25 protein-coding genes and 1 tRNA gene are annotated in these 26,313 nt (G+C 58.5%); 17 read left to right on the top strand and 9 right to left on the bottom strand.

Going from position 1 to position 26,313, the window contains the following annotated elements; translation table 11 throughout:
- Positions 1-39 precede the first annotated feature (39 nt).
- Positions 40-2,043 carry an AAA family ATPase gene (locus O0881_RS10990; protein WP_289911261.1) on the top strand — a complete coding sequence of 668 codons (2,004 nt, stop codon included), beginning with the start codon at positions 40-42 and terminating at the stop codon, positions 2,041-2,043.
- A gap of 587 nt (positions 2,044-2,630) precedes the next feature.
- On the opposite strand, the gene O0881_RS10985 is transcribed toward O0881_RS10990, so the two are convergent.
- The 4 genes from O0881_RS10985 to O0881_RS10970 form a co-directional block, all read right to left on the bottom strand.
- Positions 2,631-2,706, bottom strand: a tRNA-Lys gene (locus tag O0881_RS10985).
- A gap of 68 nt (positions 2,707-2,774) precedes the next feature.
- Complete coding sequence (locus O0881_RS10980; protein WP_289911260.1) at positions 2,775-4,529, bottom strand: GspE/PulE family protein; 1,755 nt, start codon at positions 4,527-4,529, stop codon at positions 2,775-2,777.
- A gap of 47 nt (positions 4,530-4,576) precedes the next feature.
- On the bottom strand, positions 4,577-5,365 hold the full coding sequence (locus tag O0881_RS10975; protein ID WP_289903846.1) for a spermidine synthase: 789 nt from the start codon (positions 5,363-5,365) through the stop codon (positions 4,577-4,579).
- Between the two features lie 222 nt (positions 5,366-5,587).
- The gene (locus O0881_RS10970) at positions 5,588-6,100 is read right to left on the bottom strand and encodes a glycine zipper 2TM domain-containing protein (protein ID WP_034785134.1); all 513 of its coding nucleotides are present in this window, start codon (positions 6,098-6,100) and stop codon (positions 5,588-5,590) included.
- Between the two features lie 401 nt (positions 6,101-6,501).
- Between O0881_RS10970 and O0881_RS10965 the strand changes: the two genes are divergently transcribed.
- From O0881_RS10965 to O0881_RS10945, 5 genes are all read left to right on the top strand, one after another.
- Positions 6,502-6,900: a barstar family protein gene (locus O0881_RS10965; RefSeq protein WP_034747450.1), complete on the top strand. Its 399-nt coding sequence runs from the start codon at positions 6,502-6,504 to the stop codon at positions 6,898-6,900.
- 156 nt (positions 6,901-7,056) lie between these two features.
- Positions 7,057-7,665, top strand: a complete 609-nt coding sequence (gene purN, locus O0881_RS10960) for a phosphoribosylglycinamide formyltransferase (protein WP_099666788.1) — start codon at positions 7,057-7,059, stop codon at positions 7,663-7,665.
- Positions 7,666-7,686: 21 nt separating this feature from the next.
- The gene (locus O0881_RS10955) at positions 7,687-9,006 is read left to right on the top strand and encodes an RsmB/NOP family class I SAM-dependent RNA methyltransferase (protein ID WP_099666789.1); all 1,320 of its coding nucleotides are present in this window, start codon (positions 7,687-7,689) and stop codon (positions 9,004-9,006) included.
- A gap of 129 nt (positions 9,007-9,135) precedes the next feature.
- Positions 9,136-10,494, top strand: coding sequence for a mechanosensitive ion channel domain-containing protein (locus O0881_RS10950; protein ID WP_289911258.1), 1,359 nt, complete (start codon positions 9,136-9,138; stop codon positions 10,492-10,494).
- Positions 10,495-10,627: 133 nt separating this feature from the next.
- Entirely contained in the window at positions 10,628-11,836 is a 1,209-nt protein-coding gene (locus O0881_RS10945; protein ID WP_034785142.1) for a fatty acid desaturase, read from the top strand.
- Between the two features lie 140 nt (positions 11,837-11,976).
- On the opposite strand, the gene rpmG is transcribed toward O0881_RS10945, so the two are convergent.
- The 3 genes from rpmG to radC all read right to left on the bottom strand — a co-directional run bounded on the left by rpmG (position 11,977) and on the right by radC (position 13,325).
- A complete protein-coding gene (gene rpmG / locus O0881_RS10940) occupies positions 11,977-12,144 on the bottom strand; it encodes a 50S ribosomal protein L33 (RefSeq protein ID WP_010400929.1) in 168 nt (55 codons plus the stop codon).
- Positions 12,145-12,166: 22 nt separating this feature from the next.
- Positions 12,167-12,403, bottom strand: coding sequence for a 50S ribosomal protein L28 (gene rpmB / locus O0881_RS10935; protein WP_010400928.1), 237 nt, complete (start codon positions 12,401-12,403; stop codon positions 12,167-12,169).
- 247 nt (positions 12,404-12,650) lie between these two features.
- The gene (gene radC / locus O0881_RS10930) at positions 12,651-13,325 is read right to left on the bottom strand and encodes a DNA repair protein RadC (protein WP_099666791.1); all 675 of its coding nucleotides are present in this window, start codon (positions 13,323-13,325) and stop codon (positions 12,651-12,653) included.
- A gap of 245 nt (positions 13,326-13,570) precedes the next feature.
- Between radC and O0881_RS10925 the strand changes: the two genes are divergently transcribed.
- The 7 genes from O0881_RS10925 (at position 13,571) to O0881_RS10895 (ending at position 20,935) form a co-directional block, all read left to right on the top strand.
- Positions 13,571-15,418: a LamG-like jellyroll fold domain-containing protein gene (locus O0881_RS10925; RefSeq protein WP_289911257.1), complete on the top strand. Its 1,848-nt coding sequence runs from the start codon at positions 13,571-13,573 to the stop codon at positions 15,416-15,418.
- A 134-nt stretch (positions 15,419-15,552) separates the two neighbouring features.
- Positions 15,553-16,008: an FKBP-type peptidyl-prolyl cis-trans isomerase gene (locus O0881_RS10920; RefSeq protein WP_070224501.1), complete on the top strand. Its 456-nt coding sequence runs from the start codon at positions 15,553-15,555 to the stop codon at positions 16,006-16,008.
- Positions 16,009-16,017: 9 nt separating this feature from the next.
- Complete coding sequence (gene ispH, locus O0881_RS10915; protein ID WP_099666793.1) at positions 16,018-16,965, top strand: 4-hydroxy-3-methylbut-2-enyl diphosphate reductase; 948 nt, start codon at positions 16,018-16,020, stop codon at positions 16,963-16,965.
- 297 nt (positions 16,966-17,262) lie between these two features.
- A complete protein-coding gene (locus O0881_RS10910; RefSeq protein ID WP_289911256.1) occupies positions 17,263-18,192 on the top strand; it encodes a branched-chain amino acid ABC transporter permease in 930 nt (309 codons plus the stop codon).
- Positions 18,193-18,214: 22 nt separating this feature from the next.
- A complete protein-coding gene (locus tag O0881_RS10905; protein ID WP_251350675.1) occupies positions 18,215-19,432 on the top strand; it encodes an ABC transporter ATP-binding protein in 1,218 nt (405 codons plus the stop codon).
- Positions 19,433-19,445: 13 nt separating this feature from the next.
- The gene (locus tag O0881_RS10900) at positions 19,446-20,219 is read left to right on the top strand and encodes an ABC transporter ATP-binding protein (RefSeq protein ID WP_099666795.1); all 774 of its coding nucleotides are present in this window, start codon (positions 19,446-19,448) and stop codon (positions 20,217-20,219) included.
- Entirely contained in the window at positions 20,216-20,935 is a 720-nt protein-coding gene (locus O0881_RS10895; RefSeq protein WP_070256673.1) for an ABC transporter ATP-binding protein, read from the top strand. Before O0881_RS10900 ends, O0881_RS10895 begins: the two co-directional genes overlap by 4 nt.
- 133 nt (positions 20,936-21,068) lie before the next feature.
- Here the strand turns inward: O0881_RS10895 and O0881_RS10890 are convergent, their stop codons facing one another.
- Positions 21,069-21,635 (bottom strand): phasin family protein, encoded by a 567-nt coding sequence (locus O0881_RS10890; protein ID WP_099666796.1) that lies wholly within the window; start codon positions 21,633-21,635, stop codon positions 21,069-21,071.
- A gap of 350 nt (positions 21,636-21,985) precedes the next feature.
- Here O0881_RS10890 and O0881_RS10885 point away from each other — a divergent pair, with 350 nt between their 5' ends.
- From O0881_RS10885 to pbpG, 3 genes are all read left to right on the top strand, one after another.
- Positions 21,986-22,903, top strand: coding sequence for a DMT family transporter (locus O0881_RS10885; protein ID WP_289911255.1), 918 nt, complete (start codon positions 21,986-21,988; stop codon positions 22,901-22,903).
- Positions 22,904-22,928: 25 nt separating this feature from the next.
- Entirely contained in the window at positions 22,929-23,648 is a 720-nt protein-coding gene (locus O0881_RS10880; protein ID WP_099666798.1) for a nitroreductase, read from the top strand.
- Positions 23,649-23,825: 177 nt separating this feature from the next.
- Positions 23,826-24,899: a D-alanyl-D-alanine endopeptidase gene (gene pbpG / locus O0881_RS10875; protein WP_289911254.1), complete on the top strand. Its 1,074-nt coding sequence runs from the start codon at positions 23,826-23,828 to the stop codon at positions 24,897-24,899.
- Positions 24,900-24,988: 89 nt separating this feature from the next.
- On the opposite strand, the gene O0881_RS10870 is transcribed toward pbpG, so the two are convergent.
- Positions 24,989-25,768 carry an IclR family transcriptional regulator gene (locus O0881_RS10870; protein ID WP_289911253.1) on the bottom strand — a complete coding sequence of 260 codons (780 nt, stop codon included), beginning with the start codon at positions 25,766-25,768 and terminating at the stop codon, positions 24,989-24,991.
- A 151-nt stretch (positions 25,769-25,919) separates the two neighbouring features.
- Between O0881_RS10870 and O0881_RS10865 the strand changes: the two genes are divergently transcribed.
- Complete coding sequence (locus tag O0881_RS10865) at positions 25,920-26,303, top strand: diacylglycerol kinase (RefSeq protein ID WP_289911252.1); 384 nt, start codon at positions 25,920-25,922, stop codon at positions 26,301-26,303.
- The last annotated feature ends 10 nt before the right edge of the window (positions 26,304-26,313 follow it).

Genomic DNA, 26,313 nt, shown 5'->3' with positions numbered 1-26,313 from the left:
ACTGCAAACATCGCGTATAGCACTAGATACTGTCAGTGGATGGACGATGAATTGGCGACTATTTTGAGAAAAAATGTTCGGCAAAACACCGAGCGTGTTATTGTTAAAAATCTTATTTACCTTTTTGAAAAAATGAAAATTCGAAAAATTTCTCTTGAAAATGTCCGTAGTTTCCTGGAGCTGACAGAATTTCATATCGACGGCGAAATCTCAATTATCGTTGGTCCGAACGGAGGAGGGAAAACCAATCTATTAGACACTATAATAACGGTCATTCGGCGGTTTATAATGCCACCTTGGTCGGCAAGATCTCCTGGCGGTACCGAGATCCGTCTGCAGTTTTCGCAAAATCAAAATCTTCATATGATGACATTGGAAAAGCATGAGCGTGCTGAGAACGATGCTAAACAGTCGATCGTCGTCATCGTTGAGGTTACTCAGCAGGACATAGATAATATTAAGGCCATCAAGGATGGAGTGGATGAACTAAATGCCACTATGAAGAATCGTTATTTAAATGGATTGACCGATCAGATCAGGGATTGGGATATTGATGGATTAAAGGAAAAATCATTAATCACATACACGATTGTCAACGGAGCCTTTCAGGATGACTTTGTCGGCGTTGAGAAAACGTTTGTGCAATATTTGAGAAATTTTGAATGGATTGCGCAAGTACGTGAGGATGGCGGGTTGTTGCCATTATCTACCCCATTGCTCTACCTCCCAGTAAATAGGGCGGCATCTGGATTTCAGTCAAGTGTTTCTCTTGCTGGATTCAACTATTTTGATCATAAGCAAAATAGTGATCTAGCAACGTCGCGTGTGGGTGGAAATGTACTAACATTGGCGATTGGGCGAATTGCGCAGAAATTCCGCCTTTTATTAGAGGAGCAGTCAGGAACAACCGATGCGGATTTTTACGGTCAGCCGCAAATGCAAGCATTGAGTGAAATGCTGAAATTGTTGGGCTATACGTGGAGACTTGATTGTGTAAATGCTCTGAGGAATGAATATGATATAAGACTCACTAAGCAAGGGGCTTCATTTTCTGTGAATGCTGCATCATCTGGAGAAAAAGAACTTCTGAATTATTTGTTCTGTATCTATGCGCTGAATGTCCGCGATGCGCTGATCGTAGTTGATGAGCCGGAGCTTCATTTGCATCCAAGATGGCAAAGAGTATTGCTTTCACTGTTCGAGCAGCTTTCGTCTTCCACTGGAAATCAATTCGTTCTTGCAACGCACTCATCCGTCTTTATTTCACCTGCGTCCATACAATATGTGTCACGTGTCTTCAGTGAAAACCAGCAAAGTAAGATTGTAAAAATTAACGATGCCGATTTGCCAGATGCTCGGCATTTATTTGGTATTGTAAATAGTCATAATAACGAGAGCATTTTCTTTGCCGATAAGGTTATACTTGTGGAAGGGCTTTCGGATAAGTTGTTGTTTGAGGCATTGTTGAAAAAAATTCAAAATTCCGAAACTAGTTCTATAATATGTGAAATTATTTCTGTTGGAGGGAAGGGGTTCTTTTCATCGTACAGCACTCTTTTAGATTCGTGTAAAGTCCCTTATGCTTTGATAGCGGACCTTGATTATGTTGAGCAGATCGGTACCGAAGTTGTAAAGAAGATGTTTAAAGTCGACGTCGCAGAAATAAAGCGAGATGTTGTCGATAATATTAAAAGCCTGGACGGCGCTCAACTTTTTTTAAGAATTGAAGATGCAATGTCTTCTGGGAATTGGGATGATGCGCAGGATCTATGGGGTTATATAAAGAGTCGTCGGATAAAAATACAAGACGGTTTGTCTGCCGATCAACAACTCATTCTTGATGAATTTATTTCATTGAAAAAAGATGAAGGTGTATTTATATTGTCGAAAGGAGATCTTGAAAGTTATTTGCCAATCGGATTCCGTTCAAAAGATATGGGGAAACTGATAAAATTTCTTGAGGATAAAAAATTCTTCGAAAAATTGGATGTGGAGGCAGCAAAAGAATTGTTTTCGATATCGAAAACCATTGTCGCAATCTAGCTTGGAAATTAAGAGTGGCGACTCATGCGTACTTTGCTGGATTTGGTGAGCGCAATCAGCTCCACAAGACATCAGATCGATCTTCTTTCAGTGAGATTTTCGATATTACTCTTCAAATTGAAAAGGTCACTGAATGTTGCTGCATATGCGATCCATATTTGCAGTCGCTCATTTACCTCATGACGATGAACTTGTATCTGCCTACAGCCCTCTCCAGACGTATCTTTTGACCAGCTTCCATTTCTTGGGTGGTGTGGACCATATGTTCTCGCGAGGTGGCGGCCATAGGTGAGTTGCATGTGCTTAGGAGGTAGGAGGTAAGGACGTGTCGCGCATGAATGCTGCCCAGGCCCTTCCTAGGCCATTGCCGCAAGCCTTCCGCAACGTAGGAAAGGCTTGGTCTTGTTCTTAGATGTTTGTGTGTAGCTTTTGTTGAGCGCTATCTGTGTGCATATGCGCTTACTCTTTTCGGCAACTTAAGCAACAGGCCATAGAGAGTATTCCCCCATTGGGGGTATTGCTCATACAAGGATGCAAAAAAGGGCTACGCGCGAAGCGGGTAGCCCTGATCTGTACTGCTGTATTCGTGGTAGGCCGTGCGGGATTCGAACCTGCGACCAACGGATTAAAAGTCCGCTGCTCTACCAGCTGAGCTAACGACCCGAAAGAGGCCGCATTATATATCAGTTGAAAAAGAATGCAAAGCATTCCTGCGAGAAAGTGCCGGCCTGCTAAGGCAGGGCCGCCGTGAGCTTCAGTACTTCGTCGAGACTGGTCGTGCCATCGATGATCTTGCGCGCGCCGGCGATGCGCAGCGGCGTCATGCCGTCCAGCAGGCTCTGGCGGCGCAGCGCGTGCAGGTCGGCGCCCGCCTTGACCAGCTGGCCGAACGTTTCCGTCACGCCCAGCAGTTCATAGATGCCGGCCCGCCCCAGGTAGCCGCTGTGCCGGCACAGGGCGCAGCCGACGGGGCGGTACGCTGCGGCCGGCCGTTCCAGCTGGCCGCCCGTCAGGCGCTGCCAGGCAGCGGCGCCGGGGGCGGCGTCCAGCTGCTTGCAGGCTGCGCACAGGCAGCGCAACAGGCGCTGCGCCAGCACGCCGGCCAGGCACGCTTCCAGCAGATAGGCGGGCAAGCCCAGTTCCAGCAGGCGCATGACGGCCGAGGGCGCATCATTGGTGTGCAGGGTCGACAGCACCAGGTGCCCCGTCAGCGCGGCCTGGATGGCCATCTCGGCCGTGGCCAGGTCGCGGATTTCGCCCACCATGATGATGTCGGGATCCTGCCGCATCAGCGCCCGCACGCCATCGGCAAACGACAGTTCGATGCCGGCCTGGGTTTGCACCTGCATCTGGTTGAAGGCCGGTTCGACCATTTCGATGGGGTCTTCCACCGTGCACACATTGACTTCGCTGCCGGCCAGCGCCTTCAGGGTGCTGTACAGGGTGCTGGTTTTGCCGGAGCCGGTCGGGCCCGTCACCAGCACGATGCCGTGCGTGCGCGTCGTCAGCTGGCGCCAGCGTTCGGCGTCCGCGGGTGGGAAGCCCAGCTCGGCGAGGCTCTTGACGGCCACTTCCGGGTCGAAGATACGCATGACGAGCTTTTCGCCGAAGGCCGTGGGTAAGGTCGACAAACGCAGTTCGATTTCCTGCCCCTGCGCATTGCGCGTCTTGATGCGGCCATCCTGGGGACGGCGCTTTTCCACCACGTCCATGCGCCCGAGCAACTTGATGCGCGCCGTCATGGCCAGCAAGACCACGGGCGGCAGCTGGTAGGCCTGGTGCAGGCGGCCGTCGATGCGCAGGCGCACGAGGCCCGCGTCGCGCTTCGGTTCCAGATGGATGTCGGAGGCGCGCTGGGCAAACGCGTATTGCCACAGCCAGTCGACGATGCGCACCACGTGCTGGTCGTTGGCGTCCAGGTTACCCTTGTTGCGGCCCAGTTCCACCAGTTGTTCGACATTCTGGCGCAGCGCCAGGTCTTGCGTGGAGGCTTGCCGGGCCACCTTGACGGAACTGGCCAGGCTGAAAAATTGCGCGATGGCATCGGCGATGTGCAGCGGATTGGCGATGACCAGGCTCAGCTTGCGCGGCGCCAGCTTGCCCAGCTGGGCTTGCCAAGCGAGCGCGTACGGCTGGGCCGTGGCGATGACGATGCGCTCCGGCGTGCTTTCCACGGGCAGGATGTTGAAGCGGGCCGCATAGCCGGCCGTCATGACGTCGGCCACCTGGCTGAAATCGATGTGCAGGGGATCGATGCGCACATACGGCAGGCTTGCGCGTTGCGCCAGCCAGGCGCACAGGGTGTCGAGCGTCAGCGCGCCGTGGGCGATGCTGCACAGCGGATGCAGGGCCGGCGCCGGCAGCAGGGCGGCCTGGGCGCCGATGGCGGCCGCTTGCGCCGCGTCGAGCAAGCCGTCTTCCTGCAGCCAGGCCAGCAGTTGCGGCAGTTGCAGCGGCGTATCGGGAGAAGGAGGGGATGCGGGCATGGCCGGCGCCTTTCCGGGCTGCCGGCCTTGCCTGGACTTGCCGGCGGTTACAGGGTGCTGACGATGCCCTTGACCCAGGACTTGGCGGGCAGCTTGGTCTCGGCGACGATCTGCTTGGCGCGCTCGAGCAGGGCGGCTTGCGCTTCGGCATCGAGTGCCACTTTCGTCTTGAAAGCGATGGCCACCACGTTCCCATCATGGACTTCCGGCAGGCAGATCACCTGTTCGAACGCAAACTTCATCGCCTTGATGTTCTTTGCATAGCTGGGATGGTCGCCAAACAGGTTGACCGTCATGATGCCGTGCGGCGCCAGGCAGGCGCAGCAGGCGGAATAGAACTCGGCGCTGTCGAGCACGGGACCGCGCGCCGTGGCGTCGTACAAGTCCACTTGCAGGGCGTCCAGCGTGCCGTGGTTGGCCTCATCGTTGACGTAGTCGAGCGCATCCATCTCGCGCACGTGCAGGCGCTCGTCGTTGGGCGGCAGCTTGAACATCGAGGCGCAGATGGTGATGACGGACGGGTTCAGTTCGATGGCCTCGACCTGTGCCTGGGGGAACTGGCGGTAGCAGAACTTGGTCAGCGCGGCCGTGCCCAGGCCCAGCTGGGCGAGGCGCTGCGGCTGCTCGATCCACAGCATCCACGCCATCATCTGCTGCGCGTATTCGAGTTCCGGCCAGTCCGGCTTGCGGATGCGCATGGCGCCCTGCACCCATTCCGTGCCGAAATGCAGATAGCGCACGCCATCCATTTCCGACAGGGTGACAGGGGCGTAGCGTGGCTTGCGCGCAGGGCGCGAGGATTCGACTTGTTCGATGGATTTTCGTTTGATAAGCATAAGGCGGCCTGAAAGTGTGCCGCATTATAGCCCGTGCCGGGGCGCCATAAAAAATGCCAGCCCCATGAGAAAGACATGGGGCTGGCATTTTAGTACTGAGTAACAACGCTTGACAGAAGCGTCGCGAGCGGAAGGCAGAGGTGGCCGAGAAGCGCAACCGTACTCCAGTACGGTGAGCATCGCAGGCCACCTATGCCGACGCGCAGCAGCTTATGTCAGGCGTTACTGTTGAGCAGGCTCGATGGAGACGCGCAAGCGGATGCGTTCGCCCGGATCGTAGGACATGATGCTCGTGTAGTTGCGGCCGCGGTAGTCGTAGGTGACCTGGTAGCCATTGTTGCGCGATTCCCAGTGGTCGACCTGACGGCATTGCTTGACGGCTTGTTCCTGCATGCCGCCCTGGTAATTGTTCTGGTTGTCGACACGGTCGCCGACGACGGCGCCGGCAATCGCGCCAGCGGCTGCCGCCGCCGTGCGGCCATTGCCGCCGCCGACCTGGCTGCCGAGCAGGGCGCCGGCGATACCGCCGACGATGGAGCCGCCAGCGCTGCGCTGTTGCGGCGGTGCCTGGACTTGCACGTATTCCGTACGGCATTCCTGGCGTGGACGATTGATCTGTTCCACTTGCGGCACGACGCGCACGACCTTGCCGAAATCTTCAAAGTCGGCGGCCTGGGCGAGTGGCAATGCCCCGATACAAAGGGCTGACATCATCAATTTGGCTTGCAAGTTCATTTGTAACCTCGTTATCTAGAGAATCTTTCAGGGTATTTTTTACAACTTGGGGCTATAGTAATCCCGCCGGGCGGCGACAAGTGTTTCGCGTGGCAACAAAATGTAACAGCCCAAGCCCCTTGCCCCACAGTCTGTAACATGCACTTTCAATCGATACAAGATGTTGAAGTGACTTGAAACCAGCGGTTTGTAACAAATCTTGCGTTTGACATCATATTCGGGTTGATTCATGCAGGACAACACGTTACCCTAATACGCGTATGGCTTATATAAAATCGCACTGAATCGCATAAAAGTTGATACAGATCGAATCACCGCGTGCGCATTGACCCGCGTGCGGGGATGCAATAAGAAGAGCAGCTAGAAGATATCCATACATAACAGGTCGATTTGAGGGAAAAATGAGTTTGTTACTAACCGTGCCGCCCAACCTTGTCCAGTCCATCCGTGCCTTTCGCGTGACCGAATTACAAGACGAGGCGATCCGTCTCGGGCAGCACTTTTTATATGCGCATTGCAACGCTGGACAGACCAAACAACAAGTCATCGGCATTATTGCAGAAGCATTCCTGTTTCCGAAGAACCTGGCGAAGAATTTCGACGCCCTGCGCCTGTGCCTGACGGATACCATGTTCAAGGCGGGCACGCAAACGGGTTTCCTGGTGGTGCTCGAGCAATTGCCAAATACGCAAAAATTCGACAAGGAAGCGCGCGAGATCCTGCTCGACGTGTTCCGCGACGCGGCCGACTACTGGGCCGAGAAGAAAGTCCCGTTCCGCGTCTTCTATTCGTTCGAGTAAATACTTACTCTTGCCGCGGCGCCCTCAAGCGGGCCTCCGGCGCAGGTGAAAACCGGCATCGCCGGGCGGCTGCGGCGCGCCGGCGCTCATGTTGCGCCGCAACAATAATACCGGCCTTTCTAGATTCGCATCGCCATAGCGGGTACAATGCGCGCTATGAAAAATATCGTTATCCTCATTTCCGGACGCGGCAGCAACATGGAAGCGGTCGTCCGCGCGGCGCAAGCCGAGCAATGGCCAGCCCGTATTGCCGCCGTCATCAGTAACCGGGCCGATGCCCAGGGACTGGTGTTTGCCGCGGAACATGGGATAGCGACGGCAGTCGTTGCCAACAAGGATTATGCCAGCCGCGAACAGTTCGATGCGGCGCTGCAAGCCGTGATCGACGGCTTCGCCCCCGACCTGGTCGTGCTGGCCGGTTTCATGCGCATCCTGACGCCGCCCTTCGTCGAACATTACGCGGGGCGCATGCTCAATATCCACCCGTCGCTGCTGCCGCTGTTCCCGGGCATGGCGACGCACCGCCAGGCGCTCGAGGCGGGCGTGACGGAACACGGCGCGACCGTGCATTTCGTGACTGCCGAGCTTGACCATGGCCCGGCCGTGGCGAGCGCGGTGGTGCCAGTCTTGCCAGGCGACACAGAAGACAGCTTATCGGCGCGCGTGCTGGTACAGGAACATCTGCTTTACCCGCGCGCCATCCGCCTGTTCATTGACGATAAACTGTCAGTCGAGCATGGCCAGGTCCGCGTGGACCCTCAATAAAATATTACAGGAAGAATAACAATGAGATTGCCACCAGCGATACTTGCCAATGCTGAAGAAGTATTGCGCGAAATTTTACGTTTCACGGCCCCGGCCGACACCACCCTGTCGCGCTATTTCCGCGACCATCCGCGCCTCGGTTCGCGCGAACGCGGCGCCATCGCCGAAGGCATTTATGCCGTCCTGCGCAACAAATCGTTCTTCACGGACTTCGCCGAAGCGGGCAGTGGCCCGACCATGCGCCGTTTGACCATCCTCGGCCTGGCCGAAGCCGTCGGTGCCGACTCCTTGGGCGGCTTGACGGAAGAAGAAGTGGAATGGCTGGAACGCATCACGCAGATCGACCGCAGCCTGATGCCGTCGAACATGCGCGCCAACATGCCGACCTGGCTGTTCGACAAGCTGATCGCCCAGTTCGGCGAAGCGGAAACCATGAAGCTGGCCGATGCGCTGAACGCGCCGGCGCCGCTGGACTTGCGCGTCAACTCGCTCAAGGCCACGCGCGACGACGTGATGCTGGCCCTGGCCGAAGCGCCTATCCTCAGCACGCCGACGCCGTATGCCCCGCTGGGCTTGCGCGTGATCAAGAAGCCATCGTTGCAAAATCTGCCATTGTTCCAGAGCGGCGCCATCGAAGTGCAAGATGAAGGCAGCCAGATCCTGTCGCAGATCGTCGGCGCCAAGCGCGGCGAGATGGTCGTCGATTTCTGTGCCGGCGCGGGCGGCAAGACCCTCGCATTGGGCGCGCTGATGCGCAACACGGGCCGTTTGTACGCGTTCGACGTGTCGGAAAAGCGTTTGGCCAAGCTGAAGCCGCGCATGGCCCGCAGCGGCCTGTCGAACGTGCATCCGGTGCAGATCGCGCATGAGCGCGATGCCAAGATCAAGCGCCTGGCCGGCAAGATCGACCGCGTGCTGGTCGACGCCCCATGCAGCGGCCTGGGCACCCTGCGCCGCAATCCGGACGTGAAATGGCGCCAGCAGCCGAACTCGATCGTGGAATTGCAAGCCAAGCAGGCAGCCATCCTGGCCGGCGCGGCGCGCCTGGTCAAGGGCGGCGGCCGCCTGGTGTACGCCACCTGCAGCTTCCTGAACGAAGAAAACGACTTTATCGCCGAACAATTCCTGGCCGCCCATCCGGACTTCACCCTGGTACCGATGAGCAAGGTGCTGGCCGAACAGAAGATCGAGCTGGAAATGGGCGACTACCTGAAATTGTTGCCGCACTTGCACCAGACCGACGGCTTCTTTGCTGCCGTGTTCGAGCGCAAGGTCATGCCGAAAAAAGTCTACGCCGATGAAAAACCGGCCGACGACGCTGACGCTGAACAAGCCGAGTAAGCCTGTCACGGGCCGCCGCTGCACCTGGCAGTGGCGGCTTTCAATGCCGCCGGCCCGCCTGGCGGCATGGGCCTAGCCCCTCCGTATCACCTCCGTCCCACCCGTCTCACCTTCCGGACCGCATCCGCCATGAATGAAACCCCACTGCTGAATCTGATCACTGACTTTGTCGATGATTTCCGTCAACCGGCCATCCTGTGGCAGGCGCTGGTCATCGTCGCCTGCCTGGCGCTGAGCTGGCTGCTGGTGCGGCAGTTGCGCGTATTCCTGCATCAGCGGGCGGAAGCGGCCACCGTGCCGGCTACGCCGGAAACCTTGCAGCGCACGGACAGTTTCATCCGCATCCTGACGCCCGTGCTGGCGGCCATGCTGCTGGGCATTGCGCAGCATTTCCTGGCCAAGCTCCAGTCCGTGAACCTGCTCAGTATTGCCATTCCCCTGTGCACCTCGATGGCGCTGGTGCGCTTCGGGTTTTATGTGCTGCGCCGCATTTTTGCCCGCCACGGCGACATCAGCCCGACCATGTTGCTGCTGGAAAAGATCTTCACGGTGGTGGTGTGGGCCGGCATGGCCCTGTACATCACGGGCCTGTGGCCGGAATTGCACACCTTCCTGGAAAGCATCGTCGTGCCGCTGGGACGCAACAAGGTGTCCGTGGCTGCCATCTTGCAAGCCGCTATTTCCGTGGCCGTGCTGCTGGTGCTGGCCATGTGGGCCGGTACCTCGCTCGACGAGCGCCTGATGAAAATGCAGGGCTTGCACACTTCCTTGCGCGTGGTGCTGTCGCGTATGGGGCGCGCCGTGCTGATCCTCGTTTCCGTGCTGGTCAGCCTGTCGCTGGTGGGCATCGACCTGACGGTGCTGTCCGTGTTCGGCGGCGCCTTCGGCGTGGCGCTGGGCTTCGGCTTGCAAAAGATCGCCGCGAACTTCGTGTCCGGTTTCATCATCCTGCTGGACCGCAGCCTGACCATCGGCGACATGATTACGGTGGGTCAATTCACGGGCAAGGTCACGCAAATCAATACGCGCTATACTGTGTTATTGGGTGGCGATGGCGTTGAATCCATCGTGCCGAATGAAATGCTGATTTCCGGCGGCGTGCAGAACATGTCGCTGAGCAACCGCATGGTCTGGCTGTCGACGGCCGTGTCGGTGGGCTATGAAACGGATCTCGATGTCATCTTCCCCTTGCTGGAAGCGGCGACGGCCAAGGTGCCGCGTGTGTCGCAAAGCAATCCGCCATCGGCTACCCTCGTGCGTTTCGGCGCCGACGGCCTCGATGTGCAGATCGGCTTCTGGATTGCGGACCCGGAAAATGGCACCGGCGGCGTGAAGTCGAATGTGAACCGCGCCATCTGGCGCACCTTGCAGGAACATAAGGTCACTGTACCGTTTCCGCAACGCGAATTGCGTATTGTTGGTACGCCTCCTGCCCCGTTCGCCAGCGCGGCAGAGGGTGAGTCCGCCCCATCCGGCACCCAGCCTTAACCTCGCTGCCTGCCTCCGATTTTGCCTGACCGCACCCATTAGGGCGTACAATCACGCCTAAAATTAACTCTGCCGGACCTCCAGAGTCACTGGAGCGACCGTGCGCACGCCCTGTCCACTTGGAGTAGTAGTAATGACATTGAGTTCCGTTTTACACGACGTTTTGCAGTTCATGGCAACTGGCATTACCGATCTGTCCGCATGGCAAGTTTTCCTGTACACCATGGTGGTCACGCATATCACCATCGCCAGCGTCACGATTTACCTGCACCGCCACCAGGCCCACCGGGCGCTGGAATTGCATGCGATCCCCAGCCATTTCTTCCGTTTCTGGCTGTGGCTGACGACGGGCCAGGTGACCAAGGAATGGGCGGCCATCCACCGCAAGCATCACGCCAAGTGCGATACGGAAGAAGATCCGCACAGCCCCGTGACGCGCGGCATCAAAAAAGTCTTCTGGGAAGGCGCCGAGCTGTACCGTGCTGAATCGAAGAACATGGAAACCATGGCGAAATATGGCCACGGCACGCCGACGGACTGGATCGAGCGCAACCTGTACACCAAGTACAGCTGGCTGGGCGTGGTGTCGCTGTTCGTCATCAATTTCATCCTGTTCGGCGTGATCGGCATTTCCGTGTGGGCCGTGCAAATGATGTGGATACCCATCACGGCGGCCGGCATCATCAACGGCATCGGCCACTACTGGGGCTACCGCAACTACGACTGCGCCGATGCGGCCACCAACATCATTCCCTTCGGCATCCTGATCGGCGGCGAAGAGTTGCACAACAATCACCATACCTATGCGACCTCGGCCAAGCTGTCGTCGAAATGGTATGAAATCGATATCGGCTGGGCGTATATCCGCGCGCTGGAAATGCTGGGCCTGGCCAAGGTGAAAAAGCTGGCGCCGGAGCCGAAGTTCTCGCACGGCAAGCTGGAAGCGGACTTCGAGACCTTGCAATCGGTCATCGCCAACCGTTACGACGTGATGGCCAAGTATGCGAAATCGATCAAGCATGCCTGGAAGGAAGAGCTGGAACACCTGAAGCACAAGGCGGAACTGGAAAAGCGCTTCCTGAAATCGTCGCGCAAGCTGATGCAGCGCGAGCCGGGCAAGCTGGCCGATGCGCACCACGAACAGCTGTCGGAATTGTTCCAGCACAGCAAGGCGCTGGAAACCATGCACCACATGCGCGTGGAGCTGGGCGCCATCTGGGAGCGTTCGCACTTTACGCGTGAGCAATTGCTGCAAAAGCTGCAAGACTGGTGCACGCGCGCCGAAGCGTCGGGCATCAAGTCGCTGCAAGACTTTTCCTTGCGCCTGCGCAGCTATGCCTGAGTAAGCTGTTGCGTCATATCAAGGCCCTGGTTTCCAGGGCCTTTTTTTCGTCCCGGCACAAGGGGAGAGCGGCGGGAGGAAAATCAGGGCGAAAAAAAACCGCTCATCGGAGCGGCTCTTTTTACAGAACACAATATCAATTACTTGATTTTGGTTTCTTTGTACGTTACGTGCTTGCGTGCTTTAGGATCGAATTTCATGATCTCCATTTTCGCAGGCGTCGTACGCTTGTTTTTGGTGGTCGTGTAGAAGTGACCCGTACCGGCGGTCGATTCTAACTTGATTTTGTCGCGGCCTGATTTTGCCATGATAGCTCCCTTATTCTGCTAATTAGACTTTTTCGCCACGAGCGCGCATATCGACCAATACGGCGTCGATGCCGACTTTATCGATGACGCGCAGACCGGCGTTGGACAAACGCAGGGAGACCCAGCGGTTTTCAGATTCAACAAAAATACGACGATTCTGCAAGTTAGGCAAAAAACGACGTTTGGTTTTGTTGTTTGCATGGGAAACATTGTTGCCGACCATCGGCTTCTTCCCAGTGACTTGGCAAACACGTGCCATGGCGCACTCCTTAAAGATATTCCAAATTGGAAAAACGAGAGTATATCCAAAATAAGCCGATTTATCAATGACTTGCGAAAAACAATTGTGTCATGTTGTATTGAAATAATTTAACAATTTGACTTTTCCCCTTCTTCATAGGGGAAGGCACTGGTAAACAGCGCTGTTTACTGTTAGATAAGCGTCTCGCTGCAGTCACGTATGTCCTTGTTTACACATGGTTAACTGTCGCCTGGCCAGCCCCGGCCTAGATCTGGCCGTGTTCCGCGAACGAATGCACGTGCCGTCCGGCCACGACGAAATGGTCGAGGATGCGCACGTCCACCAGCGACAACGCTTGCACCAGCGCGCGCGTCAGCAATAGATCCGATTCGCTGGGCTCGGGCGCGCCGGACGGGTGGTTGTGCGCCAGCATCACGCTGGCCGCGTTGTGCAGCAGTGCCTGCTTGACGACTTCGCGCGGATATACGCTGGTGTGGGTGAGGGTGCCGCGAAACATTTCCTGGGTCGTGATCAGGCGGTTCTTGACGTCCAAAAACAACACGTGGAATGCTTCATGCGCCAGGTGGCCCAGGGTCAGGCGCAAATAATCTTTGACGGCGTGCGGCGAATTGAGGGTCTGGCCCGCCTGCAAGTCTTCGATGATGGCGCGCCGCGCCAGTTCCAGCACCGCTTGCAGCTGGGCAAACTTGGCGCTGCCCATGCCATGCACGGCGGAAAAGCTCACGAGGCTGGCGCCAAACAAGCCCCGCAGCGAACCGAAGTGCTCGACCGTGTCGCGCGCCAGTTCCACGGCGCTCTTGCCGCGCACGCCCGTGCGCAGGAAGACGGCCAGCAATTCCGCGTCCGACAGCGATTGCGCACCATCCTCGATCAGGCGTTCGCGCGGCCGTTCGCCGGCCGGCCAATCCTTGATGCCCATCTTGCCTCCCGTTCGCGCCCGGCTGGTCGTGGCGCCTACCGATGATTGTCGCGCCTTCCCCGGGCGGCCATGCTGCGCTAGCTCGTCTTCATGGCGAATCATATGAAAAAAACAAAAACCAAGATGCCCGGCCCGGCCATTTTCAAGCGCTATGATTTGCCTGTCGTTGCATTCCATGCAAGTTGCAGCGGCGGGGAGTCAGGGCCCTGAACTCAATGTCTTCCACTTGTTTGACAGGAGTCGTCATGCCGTACATCAAAGTTATCAATGGAGTCATGCAAGAGTTCAACGCCGCTGGCGTCAACACGGGCAAGGTCAGCGGCATCGGCCTCAATGCGCACGCGTATCTGGAACACCGCAACTGGAGCGTTACCGCACCGCTGACGCCGGACGTGAAGAATCCTGATTACAGCACCGATTTGCCGTATCTTGCGGCCAACGGCTTCAAGTACCTCCAGGTGATGCTGGCGCCTTTCAACGGCAAGGAGGGCGGTTGGAACTGGGGCGAGGTCGTTGGCAAGCCCGATTTCGCAACCGACAACACGCTGACCGCACTCAATATCAAGCCCGCATACTGGGCCGCGATCCAGGCGCTGCTCGATTGCGCGCTGGCCAATGGCATCGGCATCATCGCCTGCCCATTCTGGAATCCCTACGCCGTGCCGCAATTGGTGGGCGAGGCGGGCCCTGCGGGCGCTACAAAAGACGAGCAGGCCGCCGCCGCGCGCGTCGCACTGGCCAATCCGCAGTCGAAAACACGCCGCTACATGCGTGCCTTTGCGCAGGCTTTTGCGCAGCACTACAGCAACCACGCCGGCATCGCCGCCTGGATGGCTGCGCAGGAACTGAAGGGCGTGACGGATATGAGCTTGAGCGTTTGCCGGGAAATCATCCAGGAAACGGCGCAATTGCTGCGTGACAACGATGGCCTGGCGCGCATGATTTCTTCCGGTAACGCGGGCATTGCCCATACTTCGCCCCGGCAAGGCTCTTTGCAGCAATACGTCACGGAAACCCTGCCATTGATGAATCCGGACCCGATCGACTGCCTTTGTGAAAACCTGTTTCTGGGTAATGAATATGTGAGCAGCGCCCTGGACAACAGCGCGGATTTGCCGGCCGACTTCGTCTCGTCTTCGCTCGCTTACCTGCAAGTGATGCAGCGCGCGGCCAAGGCCTTGGGCAAGCCGTATTACCTTGGCAGCTTTTGCCTGTCGGAAAAGCAGGAGCAGGCGTTGCAAGATACCGAACGGCAAGACAATCTGCACGCCTTGCTGAGCGCCATACGCCGTACGGGCGTGCAACTGGCATGCTATTGGGACTGGAACGGCGGCAAGTCCATGCAAGACGACGGTCTGAACCTGGTGGAAACACCCGCCTACAGCAACGGACGCAAGGCCGTCTGGGACGCCTTGCGCGGCGACGACGCCGTCCGTCAGGCGCCGCCCACGCCTTGCTTCGGCGTCAAGAAAACCTTGCAATTCCAGCCTGGCCTCCTGCTCACCGTGCCGTCATCCGCGCGCTACGAGAGCGCCGATTTTTCGCTGTCGTATTGCATCCGGCAGCAGGCATTTTCCACGATGGTGGGCCGGGGCGGGGCTTTTGTCGCGCGTCAGGCGAACCTGAAAGGATGGACGCTGCTGACGCAGGATATCCAGACGTTCCTGTTCCTGCGCAACAGTGCTGGTGCGGGCTTCAATAACAATGGTCACGGCGTGAACGTGGATGGCGCCAACCGCTGGTTTCGCTGCACCTGCACCGTCAAGCATGATGGTTCTATCAGCCTGTACGTCGACGATTTCCTGATGTCGCAGGGCAGCAAGATGGTGACGCCATTCGTGCAGGCCATCGGCGCGCCCCTGGTGATCGGCCGCACCGTGGATGCGCAGGAGCAGGGCGCGCCAGCCTGGCAGTTGTCGGACGTCATCCTGTACGACCGCGTGCTGACGCCGAAGGAAGTGTATGACTATGGCCAGTATGGCATCGTGCACCGCCCCGTGGGACGCTGGAAGCTCGACGGCAACCTGGAAGACAGCTCCGGCTTCGGCAATCACGCCAGCACGGCGGGCGGGTTGACGTACGTCAACGTCTGATTCGCTGGATCGACGTCGGATGTGTTGCGCGGCCATGTTTTTTGACAAAAGCATGGCCGCGCCGAGATGGCATGGGGCGCGCTGGCTCAGGGTGGCTTACAATATCGTTTTGCACCAGTTACTTGAAAACTACTATGTCCAACGAGCAACCAGCAGTCGTCACCGAAGCGGCTTACCTCACCCTGCATTATCGTCTTGCCACTGTTGACGGTACTGACATTGTCACGACCTTCAGCGGCAATCCCGCGACCTTGATGCTGGGACAGGGCCAGCTGGCGCCGTTCCTCGAGCAGCGCTTGCTGGGCTTGCCTGAAGGCACGCACCAGACGTTCGAGCTGGCGGCCGGCGAAGGCTTCGGCGAGCGCAATCCCGAGCTGGTGCAGTCCGTCTCGCGCGCCACGCTGGACGAGAACTCCGTGCCGGGCGCCGACTACAAGATCGGCGACCTGGTCGATTTCGCCGCGCCGGGCGGCGGCCGCTTTGCCGGCGTGCTGCGCGAAATGCGCGAGGACTCGGCCCTGTTCGACTTCAACCATCCGCTGGCTGGCCAGCCGCTGCGTTTTGAAGTCAAGCTCATCTCGGTCCTGTAAGGAGTAGCGATGGATAAGGAACTGTTACTGGCCCAGCCCCGCGGCTTTTGCGCTGGCGTCGACCGCGCGATCGAAATCGTCGAGCGCGCCTTGCAGCAATTTGGCGCACCGATCTACGTGCGCCATGAAATCGTCCACAACGCCTATGTGGTGGCCGACTTGCGCAACAAGGGCGCCATCTTCATCGATGACCTCGATGACGTGCCTGCAGGCAATACGCTCGTGTTTTCCGCGCATGGCGTGTCGAAAGCCGTGCGCGCCGAGGCGGAATCGCGTGGCCTGAGCATTTTTGACGCCACTTGCCCGCTGGTCACCAAGGTGCACATGGAAGTGAGCAAGATGCGCCGCGAAGGCCGCGAGATCATCATGATCGGCCACGATGGCCATCCCGAGGTGGAAGGCACGATGGGCCAGGCCGATATGGGCATGCATCTGGTGGAAACGCTCGAGGATGTGGCGAAATTGCAAGTTGCCAATCCGGAAAGCCTGGCCTATGTTTCGCAAACAACGTTGTCAGTTGACGACACTAGCGACATTATTGCGGCCTTGAAAGCGAAATATCCGAATATCGCCGAGCCGAAAAAAGGCGACATCTGCTACGCCACCACCAACCGCCAGGAAGCCGTGAAATTCATGGCCCCGCAAGTGGAAGTGGTGATCGTCGTGGGCAGCCCGAACAGCTCGAATTCGAACCGCTTGCGCGAAGTGGCCGAGAAGATGGGCACGCCAGCCTACATGGTCGACAATGCTTCGCAAATCGATCCCGCCTGGCTGGAAGGCAAGCTGCGCGTGGGTGTGACGGCCGGCGCCTCGGCGCCCGAGGTGCTGGTGCAAGCCGTCATCGACCGTTTGAAAGAGTGCGGCGTGAAGAGTGTGCGCCCGCTCGACGGCGTACAGGAAGCCGTCACCTTCCCGATGCCGAAAGGCCTCGATGGCCTCAAGCGCGACGTCGCCTGAGTCTGCAGGGCGATTGAGTATCGGTGAAATAGTTGCCTCAAAACCGAATTTAATTCGGAAATGATCGATTTATTCCAAGTTTAGTTTTTGCAAAAGATCGTTATGATTGCCTCAAGCTTGAATATGTTGTCGTTATGACTAAGCAAGGTCACGCCCTTTTTGAGTGCGTGCACCATGCTGGTGAGAACGGTCCAGGGATGGCACTGCAGGAATTCTTCCTCCGGTGCCGTTTTTGTATCAGCGACCCATGTTCTGGCGGAAGTTGTTCCCGAAAAATGCATATTTGATAGGGCAATCATGGATACATTCATCCAGCAGATCATCAACGGCTTGGTGTTGGGCAGCATGTATGCCTTAGTCGCCCTCGGTTACACAATGGTGTATGGCGTCTTGAATCTGATCAACTTCGCCCACGGCGACGTGCTCATGATCGGCGCCATGGTGGGCTTGAGCATTCTCAAGCTGCTGGGCATTTATGTACCGGACTGGCCCGGCTATCTGAAACTGGCCACCGCCATCCTCGGCGCCATTCCCATCTGTATTCTGGTCAACATCATCATCGAGCGGGTCGCCTACCGCCGCCTGCGCAACGCCCCCCGCCTCGCCCCCCTGATTACCGCCATCGGCGTCTCCATCCTGCTGCAAACCTTCGCCATGATGATCTGGACGCGCAATCCCTTGCCTTTCCCGCAATTGCTGTCGACGGACCCCATCAACATAGGCGGCGCCGTGATTTCGCAAACGCAAGTGCTGCTGCTGGCCCTGGCCGCGCTGTCGATGGGCGGATTGGTGTTGCTGGTGGAAAAAACGAAAATGGGCCGCGCCATGCGCGCCACGGCGGAAAATCCCCGCGTGTCGGGCCTCATGGGCGTCGATTCCGACAAGGTCATCGTTGCCACCTTTGCCATCGGCGCCGCGCTGGCCGCCGTGGCGGGCGTGATGTGGGGCGCCAATTACGCGTCCATCCAGTTCTCCATGGGCGCCATCCCCGGCTTGAAAGCCTTCTGCGCGGCCGTGCTGGGCGGCATCGGCAATATCTACGGCGCCATGCTGGGCGGTGTCTTGCTGGGCATTATCGAGAGCCTGGGCGCCGGCTATATCGGCGACATCACGGGCGGCTTCCTGGGCAGCCACTACCAGGATATCTTTGCCTTCGTCGTGCTGATCATCGTGCTGACCCTGCGCCCGTCCGGCATCATGGGCGAACGCGTGGCCGACCGTGCCTGATGTGAAACTGGGAGACTGAATCATGGCACTACTCGATTTTGACGCTAAGAAAAATCCGACCAAAGCCTACGCCGGCATGCTGGGCCTGGCCGCGCTGCTGATGGTGTTCCCGTTTTTTGCCGCGCAGTTCGGCAACTCGTGGGTGCGCATCATCGACATGGCCTTGCTGTACATCATGCTGGCCCTGGGCTTGAACATCGTCGTCGGCTTCGCCGGCTTGCTCGACCTCGGCTACATCGCCTTCTATGCCGTGGGCGCCTACCTGACGGCCTTGCTGGCGTCGCCCCAGTTCGCCATCCTGCTCGAATCGGTGGTGAACCAGTATCCGGTGCTGGGTGCATCCCTGGTGCAGCTGATGGGCCCGGAAATCCGCGAAAACGGCATCCACCTGTCGATCTGGATCATCGTGCCGCTGGCCGCTGCCGTGGCAGGCCTGTTCGGCGCCCTGCTGGGCGCGCCCACCTTGAAACTGCGCGGCGACTATCTGGCCATCGTGACCCTGGGCTTTGGCGAGATCATCCGCATTTTCATGAACAATTTGAACGATCCGATCAATTTCACGAATGGGCCGCAAGGCATCAATTTGATCGACCCGATCCGCATCTTCGGCGTCAACCTGGCGGGCGAGGCTGGCACCAACAGCACCGTGACGGTGGCCGGTTTTTCCATGCCGTCCGTCAACGCTTATTACTTCCTGTTCCTCTTCCTGTGCATCGCCGTCGTGTTCGTCACCAAGCGCTTACAGCATTCGCGCCTGGGCCGCGCCTGGGTGGCCATCCGCGAAGACGAGATCGCCGCCAAGGCCATGGGCATCAACACGCGCAACGTCAAATTGCTGGCCTTTTCCATGGGCGCCTCGTTCGGCGGCGTGGCTGGCGCCATGTTTGCGTCTTTCCAGGGCTTTGTCTCGCCGGAATCGTTCTCGCTGACGGAATCGATCGCCGTGCTGGCCATGGTGGTGCTGGGCGGCATCGGCCATATCCCCGGCGTGATCCTCGGCGGCGTGATCCTCGCCTCGATACCGGAAGTGCTGCGCCATGTCGTCGAGCCGGCCCAGCAGGCGCTGTTCGGCCACGTGGTCATTGAAGCGGAAGTGCTGCGCCAGCTGCTGTACGGCCTGGCCATGGTGTTGATCATGCTCAATCGTCCTGCGGGACTGTGGCCATCGCCGAAGCACGAAGACCGGCCCGACCACGATGTGGACCAGCCGAACAAATCCACCGGCGTCGTGTCCGCTTAAGGGAGGGAATCACATGAGCGAACAGATCATTCTCAATATCGCCGGCGTAAACAAGCGTTTCGGCGGCTTGCAGGCGCTCACCGACGTGGGCATCACCATCCGCCAGGGGCAGATCTATGGCTTGATCGGCCCGAACGGCGCCGGCAAGACGACGTTTTTCAATGTCATCACGGGCCTGTACCAGCCCGACACGGGCACCTTCGAGCTGGCCGGCAAGCCGTATTCGCCGTCCGCGCCGCACCAGGTGGCGAAGGCAGGCATCGCGCGCACCTTCCAGAACATCCGTTTGTTCGGCGACATGACGGCGCTGGAAAACGTCATGGTGGGACGCCACGTGCGCTCGCACCAGGGCGTCTTCGGCGCCATCTTCCGCCACAAGGCGGCGCGCGAGGAAGAGGCGTCCATCCGCAAGCGGGCCATGGAGTTGCTCGACTTCGTCGGCATCGCCCAGTTCGCCAACCGCACGGCGCGCTTTTTGTCGTATGGCGACCAGCGGCGCCTGGAAATCGCCCGCGCGCTGGCCACCGACCCGACCCTGCTGGCGCTCGACGAGCCGGCGGCCGGCATGAATGCGACGGAAAAGCTGGCCCTGCGCGAGTTGCTGGTGAAAATCAAGGCGGAAGGCAAGACCGTGCTCCTGATCGAGCATGACGTGAAACTGATGATGGGGCTGTGCGACCGCATCACGGTGCTCGAATATGGCAAGCGCATCGCGGAAGGCTTGCCGGCCGAAATACAACAAAACCAGGCCGTCATCGAGGCTTACCTGGGGGGATCGCACGCATGAGCAATATATTGAAGGTGGCGGGCCTGCACGTGGCCTACGGCGGCATCAAGGCGGTGAAAGGCATCGACCTGGAAGTCAACGAGGGCGAGCTGATCGCCCTGATCGGCGCGAACGGCGCCGGCAAGACGACGACCCTGAAAGCCATCACGGGCACTTTGCCTGCCTGCAAGATCGAGGGCACGATCAGCTACCTGGGCGAATCGCTGAAGGGCACGAAATCGTTTCACCTGGTGGAAAGGAAACTGGCGATGGTGCCGGAAGGGCGGGGCGTGTTTACCCGCATGTCGATCCGCGAAAACCTCATGATGGGCGCCTACACGCGCACGGACAAGGCGGGCGTCGAGGACGACATCGCCCGCTGGTTCGACGTGTTTCCCCGCCTGAAGGAAAGGGCGGCGCAGATGGCCGGCACCCTGTCCGGCGGCGAGCAGCAGATGCTGGCCATGGCGCGCGCCCTGATGAGCCATCCGAAGCTGCTGCTGCTCGACGAGCCGTCGATGGGCCTGTCGCCCATCATGGTCGAGAAAATCTTCGAGGTGATCCGCAAGGTGTCGTCCGAAGGCATCACGATCTTGCTGGTCGAACAGAATGCCCGGCTGGCCCTGCAGGCGGCGCACCGCGGCTATGTGATGGATTCCGGCCTGGTCACCATGGGCGGCAACGCGGCCGCCATGCTCGACGACCCGCGCGTGAAGGCGGCGTATCTGGGCGAGTAAGCGCGTTCGGGAAGTGTTCAGGCATAAAAAATGCCCCAGCTGGGCTGGGGCATAATGGCATCCGTCGGGGAAGTGCGGGATGGATGCCTGGAGGAGCCGATAACAGCAGACCGCCGTGGCGGTCGCTTGATAATTACTTGGCGGCAGTGCGCGGCACGATTTTTTCAGCCGCTTGCGTGAACTGGTTCACGGCCGACGTCAGGTTCGCTTCGATGGCTTCGACGGCTTGCTTGCTGGTTTTCGAGAATTGCTCGTAGCCTGCATTGGCGTTGCCGATGGCGCTTTTCAGGATGGCGACGGCGTTTTCCGAACCGGCTGGCGCGTTCTTGGTGACTTCTTCCACCAGCGACAGGACTTTACGGTTGGTTTCAGCGATTTGCGATTCAGCAGCTTTGCTGAACTCGGCTTGCGTGCCCGACGTGATGGCAGCCAGGTGACGGCCGTAAGCGATGGCTTTTTCGGCGCCAGGCTGGGCTTGGGCAGAGGCCAGCGAGAAGAATTCTTGTGGATCTTTTGCCGACAGCAATTGCTTGGCGGCGGCGGTCGATTCTTCCAGCGTTGCCTTGGCAGCGGTCAGATTCAGTTCGACGATCTTTTCGATGCCTTCGAAGGCCTTGCCCGTCAGCGACGAGAACAGGGCGAATTGGGCTTCCAGGTTGGCTTTGGTAGCGGACGAAAATTGCTCAGGAATTGAAAACATATAAATCTCCAAAAAATCGAAATCTGGTTAATTTGATGCTGCGTGTACCGTTTGGGAAAGCAGGTGAATCTAAATTTTTCAAGCTGAACAAGAATTGTGCAACGCAACAAACCCTATTCTACGGCGAAAAAAACGTAAGTCAAGCGATTCTTGTGCGATGCAACAATTGAATAGATTTGCATCAAAAGTCATTGTTTCTAAAGAGAAATATTTGATTTCTACCTGTTAATGGTTTGTGCTTAAACTATCGTTTCCAGTGCCTGCGGGGACGATCGCGGCGCAGCATGCTAGACTTTGCCTCCCGCACTGGGCAACGCCCCGGTGCCGATCCCGTTTCCCGAGTCGATACCATGTCCAATCCTCCCGCTGCGGCTGGCGCCAGCAGCAAAGCCTCCTTCCTGACTAACCTGGCGCCGATGGCCTTGCCCGGCTTCTTTGTGTTGTTATGGAGCACAGGTTTTATTGTGGCCAAGTTCGGCTTGCCATATGCGCCGCCGCTGACCTTTTTGCTGCTGCGCTTCCTGGGCGTGCTGGTCATTTTGTTGCCGCTGGTGCTGCTGTTGCGCGCGCCGTGGCCCGTGGGCCAATTTCGCCAGATCGCCGTGGCCGGCATCCTGATGCAGGCCGGCTACCTGGCCGGCGTGTGGTGCGCCATCAAGCTGGGCATGCCGGCCGGCCTGTCTGCGCTGATTGTCGGCATGCAGCCCGTGTTGACGGCCTGCGCCGCACCCCTGATCGGCGAATCCGTGCGCCCGCGCCAGTGGCTGGGCCTGTTCTTTGGCTTGCTGGGCGTGGCCCTCGTCGTGTATGCAAAGATCAACCTCGTGGGTCTGACCGTGGAAAGCGTGCTGCTGTGCGTGTTCGCGCTGCTGTCGATGACGGCCGGCACCATGTACCAAAAACGCCACTGTCCGCACTTTGACTTGCGCACCGGCACGGTGGTGCAGTTTGCCGCTTCCATCGTGCTGGTCTTGCCATTCGCCCTGTATTACGAAGGATTGGACTTGCATTTTAGCAATGTTCAATGGACGGCGAATTTCATCGGCGCCTTGCTGTGGTCGGTGCTCGTGCTGTCCATCGGCGCCATCTTCCTGCTGTTCGCCCTGATCCGCCGCAGCGATGCGACGAAAGTGACGGGCTTGCTGTACCTGACGCCGCCCACGACGGCCGTGATGGCTTGGCTGATGTTTGGCGAAGCCTTTAATATGCTGGGGATCGCCGGCATGCTGGTGGCCGTGGTCGGCGTGGTGTTCGTGGTCAAGAAATAATAAGCTATAGCGGGAGAGCAGGGCAGTGAACAAGCAAGCATTGGAAACACCAGCGGCGCAGCAAGCCGTCGATAGCGTCATCCTGTCGCGCCGTTCCATCCGCGCCTTTTTGCCCACGCCGGTGGCGCAGGACGAGATCGCGCGCATCCTGGAAGTGGCGGCGCGCGCGCCTTCGGGCGCCAACATGCAGCCGTGGAAAGTGTATGTGCTGTCGGGCGAGGCCCGCCTGCGCCTGTCGCAGCGCATCCTGGCCGCCTACGCCGCACCGAAGGCGCCCGATGCGCCCGCGCGCACGGCCTCATATATCTATTATCCGCGCCAGTGGACGGCGCCATTCATCGAGCGCCGCCGCAAGATCGGCCTGGACCTGTACCAGCTGCTGGGCCTGGAACGGGGCGACACGGCCGGCATGGCGGCCCAGCATGGGCGCAATTTCCAGTTTTTCGATGCGCCCGTGGGCCTGATCTTTACCATCGAGCGGGTACTGGAACAGGGTTCCTGGCTCGACTACGGCATGTTTTTGCAAAACATCATGCTGGCGGCGCGTGCGCGGGGACTCGACACGTGCCCGCAGGCGGCCTTCATCCATTACCATGACATCATCCGCGACGAACTGGGCGTGCCGGCCGGCGAAATGGTGGTGTGCGGCATGGCCCTCGGCTATGCCGACCCGGACAAGGTCGAGAACCGCCTGAACACGGAGCGCGAGCCGCTGGCCGGCTTTGTTAAATTCATGGACAAATAGACATTACTGGCGACGGGCGGGGAAAAACAGCCGGTTAAGGATGAGTTTGTTTGCTGATCGCCAACGATTTGTATTTCATTGCTGCAATAAATACTGTCCTAACTGTTAAATAGGCTTGCGATTGCTCTGCATTTCGCTACACTGCAATAAGGCAACAGCTTCACGGGGAATTATCGAATGGCTAAGTTTAAACTTGCGCTGGGTATCCTGGCTTCCCTGCTGTTTGCACTGGCGCCGGCTGCGGCCGTGCACGCCAAGGAAGCGAACGGCAAATCCTCAGCCTCGAAGAAACACAACACCAAGAAAGTCAAAGTCGTGCTGCGCAAGGGCGCGACGGCCGCGCCGCGCGAAAAGACCGTGCGCCGGGTCGTCATGGTGCGCGGCAAACGCAAGGTCATCTATCAAAAAGTCAGCAGCGTGGCTGTGCCCATGGCCGCACCGATGCCCACCATGGGCGACCTGGCGGGCCTGAACCTGACGCGCGATCCGCTCGACCTGAAGTCCAGCGTGGCGCTGGTGCTGGACCAGGCGAATGCGGAAGTGCTGTTTGAAAAGAATTCCAATGTGGCCTTGCCCATCGCCTCCATCACCAAGATGATGACGGGCCTGGTGGTGGTCGAAGCGCGCCAGGACATGGATGAGTTGCTGACGATCACGGACGAGGACGTCGACCGCGCCAAGTTCAGCAGCTCACGCCTGAAAGTGGGCTCGCAATTGACGCGCGCGAATATGCTGCACATCGCCCTGATGAGCTCGGAAAACCGCGCCGCCTCGGCGCTGGGCCGCAATTATCCGGGCGGCTTGCCGGCGTTTGTCGACGCCATGAACAGCAAGGCGCGCCAGTTGGGCATGATGGATACGCATTACGTCGATTCCAGCGGCTTGTCGAAAATGAACGTGGCCAGCGCGCGCGACCTGGGCAAGCTGGCCATGGCCGCCTTCCGCCATCCGCTGCTGCGCGAGTACTCGACGGACCCGAAAGCCATCGTCGAAGCCAGCGGCCAGCCCATGCAGTTTGGCAATACGAATCATCTGGTGGCCAATCCGGGCTGGGAAATCGGCTTGCAAAAGACGGGGTTCATCAATGAGGCGGGACGTTGTCTGATGATGCAGGCGGTCATCGAAGGACGGGCCGTGATCATGGTCTTCCTCGATTCCAAGGGGAAACAGTCGCGTACGGCCGATGCGGGACGCATGCGCAAGTGGCTGGAAGCCTTGAAACCAGCCAACATGAGCCTGCCCGGCGGCTAAAAATGTCCATGGCGGCGTTGCACTAACTCGCCGTACTAGTCGTACTGCCTTCGTTAGTGCGCCTTGCCCTGAACATTTTTATGTGGAAGTCAGTCTTGCGGGATATAACCCAATGTGACGGAAATCTGGTTCGCCGTTTCCACCAGGTCCACCAGCCACCCATCCTGCAGGCGGTCGGCCGGGGCCGAGATCGACAGGCCGGCGATCAGCTTGCCTGTATCGTCGCGGATGCCGGCGGCCATGCAGCGCACGCCCAGTTCCAGCTCTTCATTGTCGCGCGCATAGCCGCGCTCGCGCACCAGGCTCAGCTCGCGCTCGAGCTTTTGCAGATCCGTGATGGAATTCTTGTTGTGTCCGGCCAGTCCCGTGCGCGTGGCGTAGGCGCGGATGGCTTTCGGCTCGTCCACGGAGAGGAACAGCTTGCCCGTCGAGGTCAGGTGCAGCGGACCGCGGCCGCCGATGGCGCGCACCACCTGCATGCCCGAGCGCTCGGAAAAGGCGCGGTCGATGTAGACGATCTCGTCGCCCTGGCGCACGGACAGGTTGATGGTTTGCTGGGTTTTCTTGTGCAACTGGCGCATGAAGTCCAGCGCCGCTTCGCGTACGCTGAGGCGGCTTTTCACCACATTGCCCAATTCCAGCAAGCGCATGCCCAGCCGGTACGTGCCCGGTTCGATGCGGTCGACAAAGCGCGTCAGCACCATGTCGTTGAGGATGCGGTGCGCCGTCGAGGGGTGTAAACCGGAAACCTTGGATAATTCCTTCAGGCTGACCGGGTCGGAATATTTGGCCAGGGCGTCGAGCAGGGCGACCATGCGTTCGATCACCTGGATCGTCGTCTTCGGAGCAGCGACCGGTTCAATTTTCATGATGGATTTGGTGCAATGCAGTATTCATGCTTCTTTATACCATGATGTGAAAAAATAGTGAAATGTTCCGAGATATTCAGCGAATAAATGGTCACAGTGCTATGTCGCCCCCATAATGTGTCCACTGCACTTGCTTTACATATGGAAAACTATGCAACCTGTAAACGAATTCAAAAGTAAAAGTGGCTTGAAACGGATTTTTTCCGCTTTTTTCTACTCGCTCGATGGCTTGAAAGCGGCCTGGCGCCATGAACACGCGTTCCGCCAGGAACTCGGTTTGTTCGTCGTCGGCACCGTGATCGCCTTGCTGCTGCGCGTCTCCGCCTTTGAAAAACTGGTGCTGATCGGCGTGCTGCTGCTGGTGCTGATCGTCGAACTGATCAATTCCGCCATCGAAGCCGTGGTCGACCGTATCTCGCTGGAGCGCCATCCGCTGTCGAAGAACGCCAAGGATTTCGGCAGCGCGGCCGTGCTGCTGACCTGCATCCTGGCCTTCGCCACGTGGGCCGTCGTATTATTTAACCGTTTCTATTAACCGCTTTATC

The organism is Janthinobacterium sp. SUN100 (genome assembly GCF_030397705.1).
GTDB lineage: Bacteria > Pseudomonadota > Gammaproteobacteria > Burkholderiales > Burkholderiaceae_D > Janthinobacterium > Janthinobacterium kumbetense.
Note: the sequence above shows the minus strand (reverse complement) of the source record. Positions and strands in the feature narration are given on the sequence as shown.

What these genes read in the sequence shown, in the direction of transcription:
- O0881_RS10990 (WP_289911261.1), top strand. Translation starts at nt 40, where the DNA reads ATGGACGATGAATTGGCGACTATTTTGAGAAAAAATGTTCGGCAAAAC.
- O0881_RS10980 (WP_289911260.1), bottom strand. Translation starts at nt 4,529, where the DNA reads ATGCCCGCATCCCCTCCTTCTCCCGATACGCCGCTGCAACTGCCGCAA.
- O0881_RS10975 (WP_289903846.1), bottom strand. Translation starts at nt 5,365, where the DNA reads ATGCTTATCAAACGAAAATCCATCGAACAAGTCGAATCCTCGCGCCCT.
- O0881_RS10970 (WP_034785134.1), bottom strand. Translation starts at nt 6,100, where the DNA reads ATGAACTTGCAAGCCAAATTGATGATGTCAGCCCTTTGTATCGGGGCA.
- O0881_RS10965 (WP_034747450.1), top strand. Translation starts at nt 6,502, where the DNA reads ATGAGTTTGTTACTAACCGTGCCGCCCAACCTTGTCCAGTCCATCCGT.
- purN (WP_099666788.1), top strand. Translation starts at nt 7,057, where the DNA reads ATGAAAAATATCGTTATCCTCATTTCCGGACGCGGCAGCAACATGGAA.
- O0881_RS10955 (WP_099666789.1), top strand. Translation starts at nt 7,687, where the DNA reads ATGAGATTGCCACCAGCGATACTTGCCAATGCTGAAGAAGTATTGCGC.
- O0881_RS10950 (WP_289911258.1), top strand. Translation starts at nt 9,136, where the DNA reads ATGAATGAAACCCCACTGCTGAATCTGATCACTGACTTTGTCGATGAT.
- O0881_RS10945 (WP_034785142.1), top strand. Translation starts at nt 10,628, where the DNA reads ATGACATTGAGTTCCGTTTTACACGACGTTTTGCAGTTCATGGCAACT.
- rpmG (WP_010400929.1), bottom strand. Translation starts at nt 12,144, where the DNA reads ATGGCAAAATCAGGCCGCGACAAAATCAAGTTAGAATCGACCGCCGGT.
- rpmB (WP_010400928.1), bottom strand. Translation starts at nt 12,403, where the DNA reads ATGGCACGTGTTTGCCAAGTCACTGGGAAGAAGCCGATGGTCGGCAAC.
- radC (WP_099666791.1), bottom strand. Translation starts at nt 13,325, where the DNA reads ATGGGCATCAAGGATTGGCCGGCCGGCGAACGGCCGCGCGAACGCCTG.
- O0881_RS10925 (WP_289911257.1), top strand. Translation starts at nt 13,571, where the DNA reads ATGCCGTACATCAAAGTTATCAATGGAGTCATGCAAGAGTTCAACGCC.
- O0881_RS10920 (WP_070224501.1), top strand. Translation starts at nt 15,553, where the DNA reads ATGTCCAACGAGCAACCAGCAGTCGTCACCGAAGCGGCTTACCTCACC.
- ispH (WP_099666793.1), top strand. Translation starts at nt 16,018, where the DNA reads ATGGATAAGGAACTGTTACTGGCCCAGCCCCGCGGCTTTTGCGCTGGC.
- O0881_RS10910 (WP_289911256.1), top strand. Translation starts at nt 17,263, where the DNA reads ATGGATACATTCATCCAGCAGATCATCAACGGCTTGGTGTTGGGCAGC.
- O0881_RS10905 (WP_251350675.1), top strand. Translation starts at nt 18,215, where the DNA reads ATGGCACTACTCGATTTTGACGCTAAGAAAAATCCGACCAAAGCCTAC.
- O0881_RS10900 (WP_099666795.1), top strand. Translation starts at nt 19,446, where the DNA reads ATGAGCGAACAGATCATTCTCAATATCGCCGGCGTAAACAAGCGTTTC.
- O0881_RS10895 (WP_070256673.1), top strand. Translation starts at nt 20,216, where the DNA reads ATGAGCAATATATTGAAGGTGGCGGGCCTGCACGTGGCCTACGGCGGC.
- O0881_RS10890 (WP_099666796.1), bottom strand. Translation starts at nt 21,635, where the DNA reads ATGTTTTCAATTCCTGAGCAATTTTCGTCCGCTACCAAAGCCAACCTG.
- O0881_RS10885 (WP_289911255.1), top strand. Translation starts at nt 21,986, where the DNA reads ATGTCCAATCCTCCCGCTGCGGCTGGCGCCAGCAGCAAAGCCTCCTTC.
- pbpG (WP_289911254.1), top strand. Translation starts at nt 23,826, where the DNA reads ATGGCTAAGTTTAAACTTGCGCTGGGTATCCTGGCTTCCCTGCTGTTT.
- O0881_RS10870 (WP_289911253.1), bottom strand. Translation starts at nt 25,768, where the DNA reads ATGAAAATTGAACCGGTCGCTGCTCCGAAGACGACGATCCAGGTGATC.
- O0881_RS10865 (WP_289911252.1), top strand. Translation starts at nt 25,920, where the DNA reads ATGCAACCTGTAAACGAATTCAAAAGTAAAAGTGGCTTGAAACGGATT.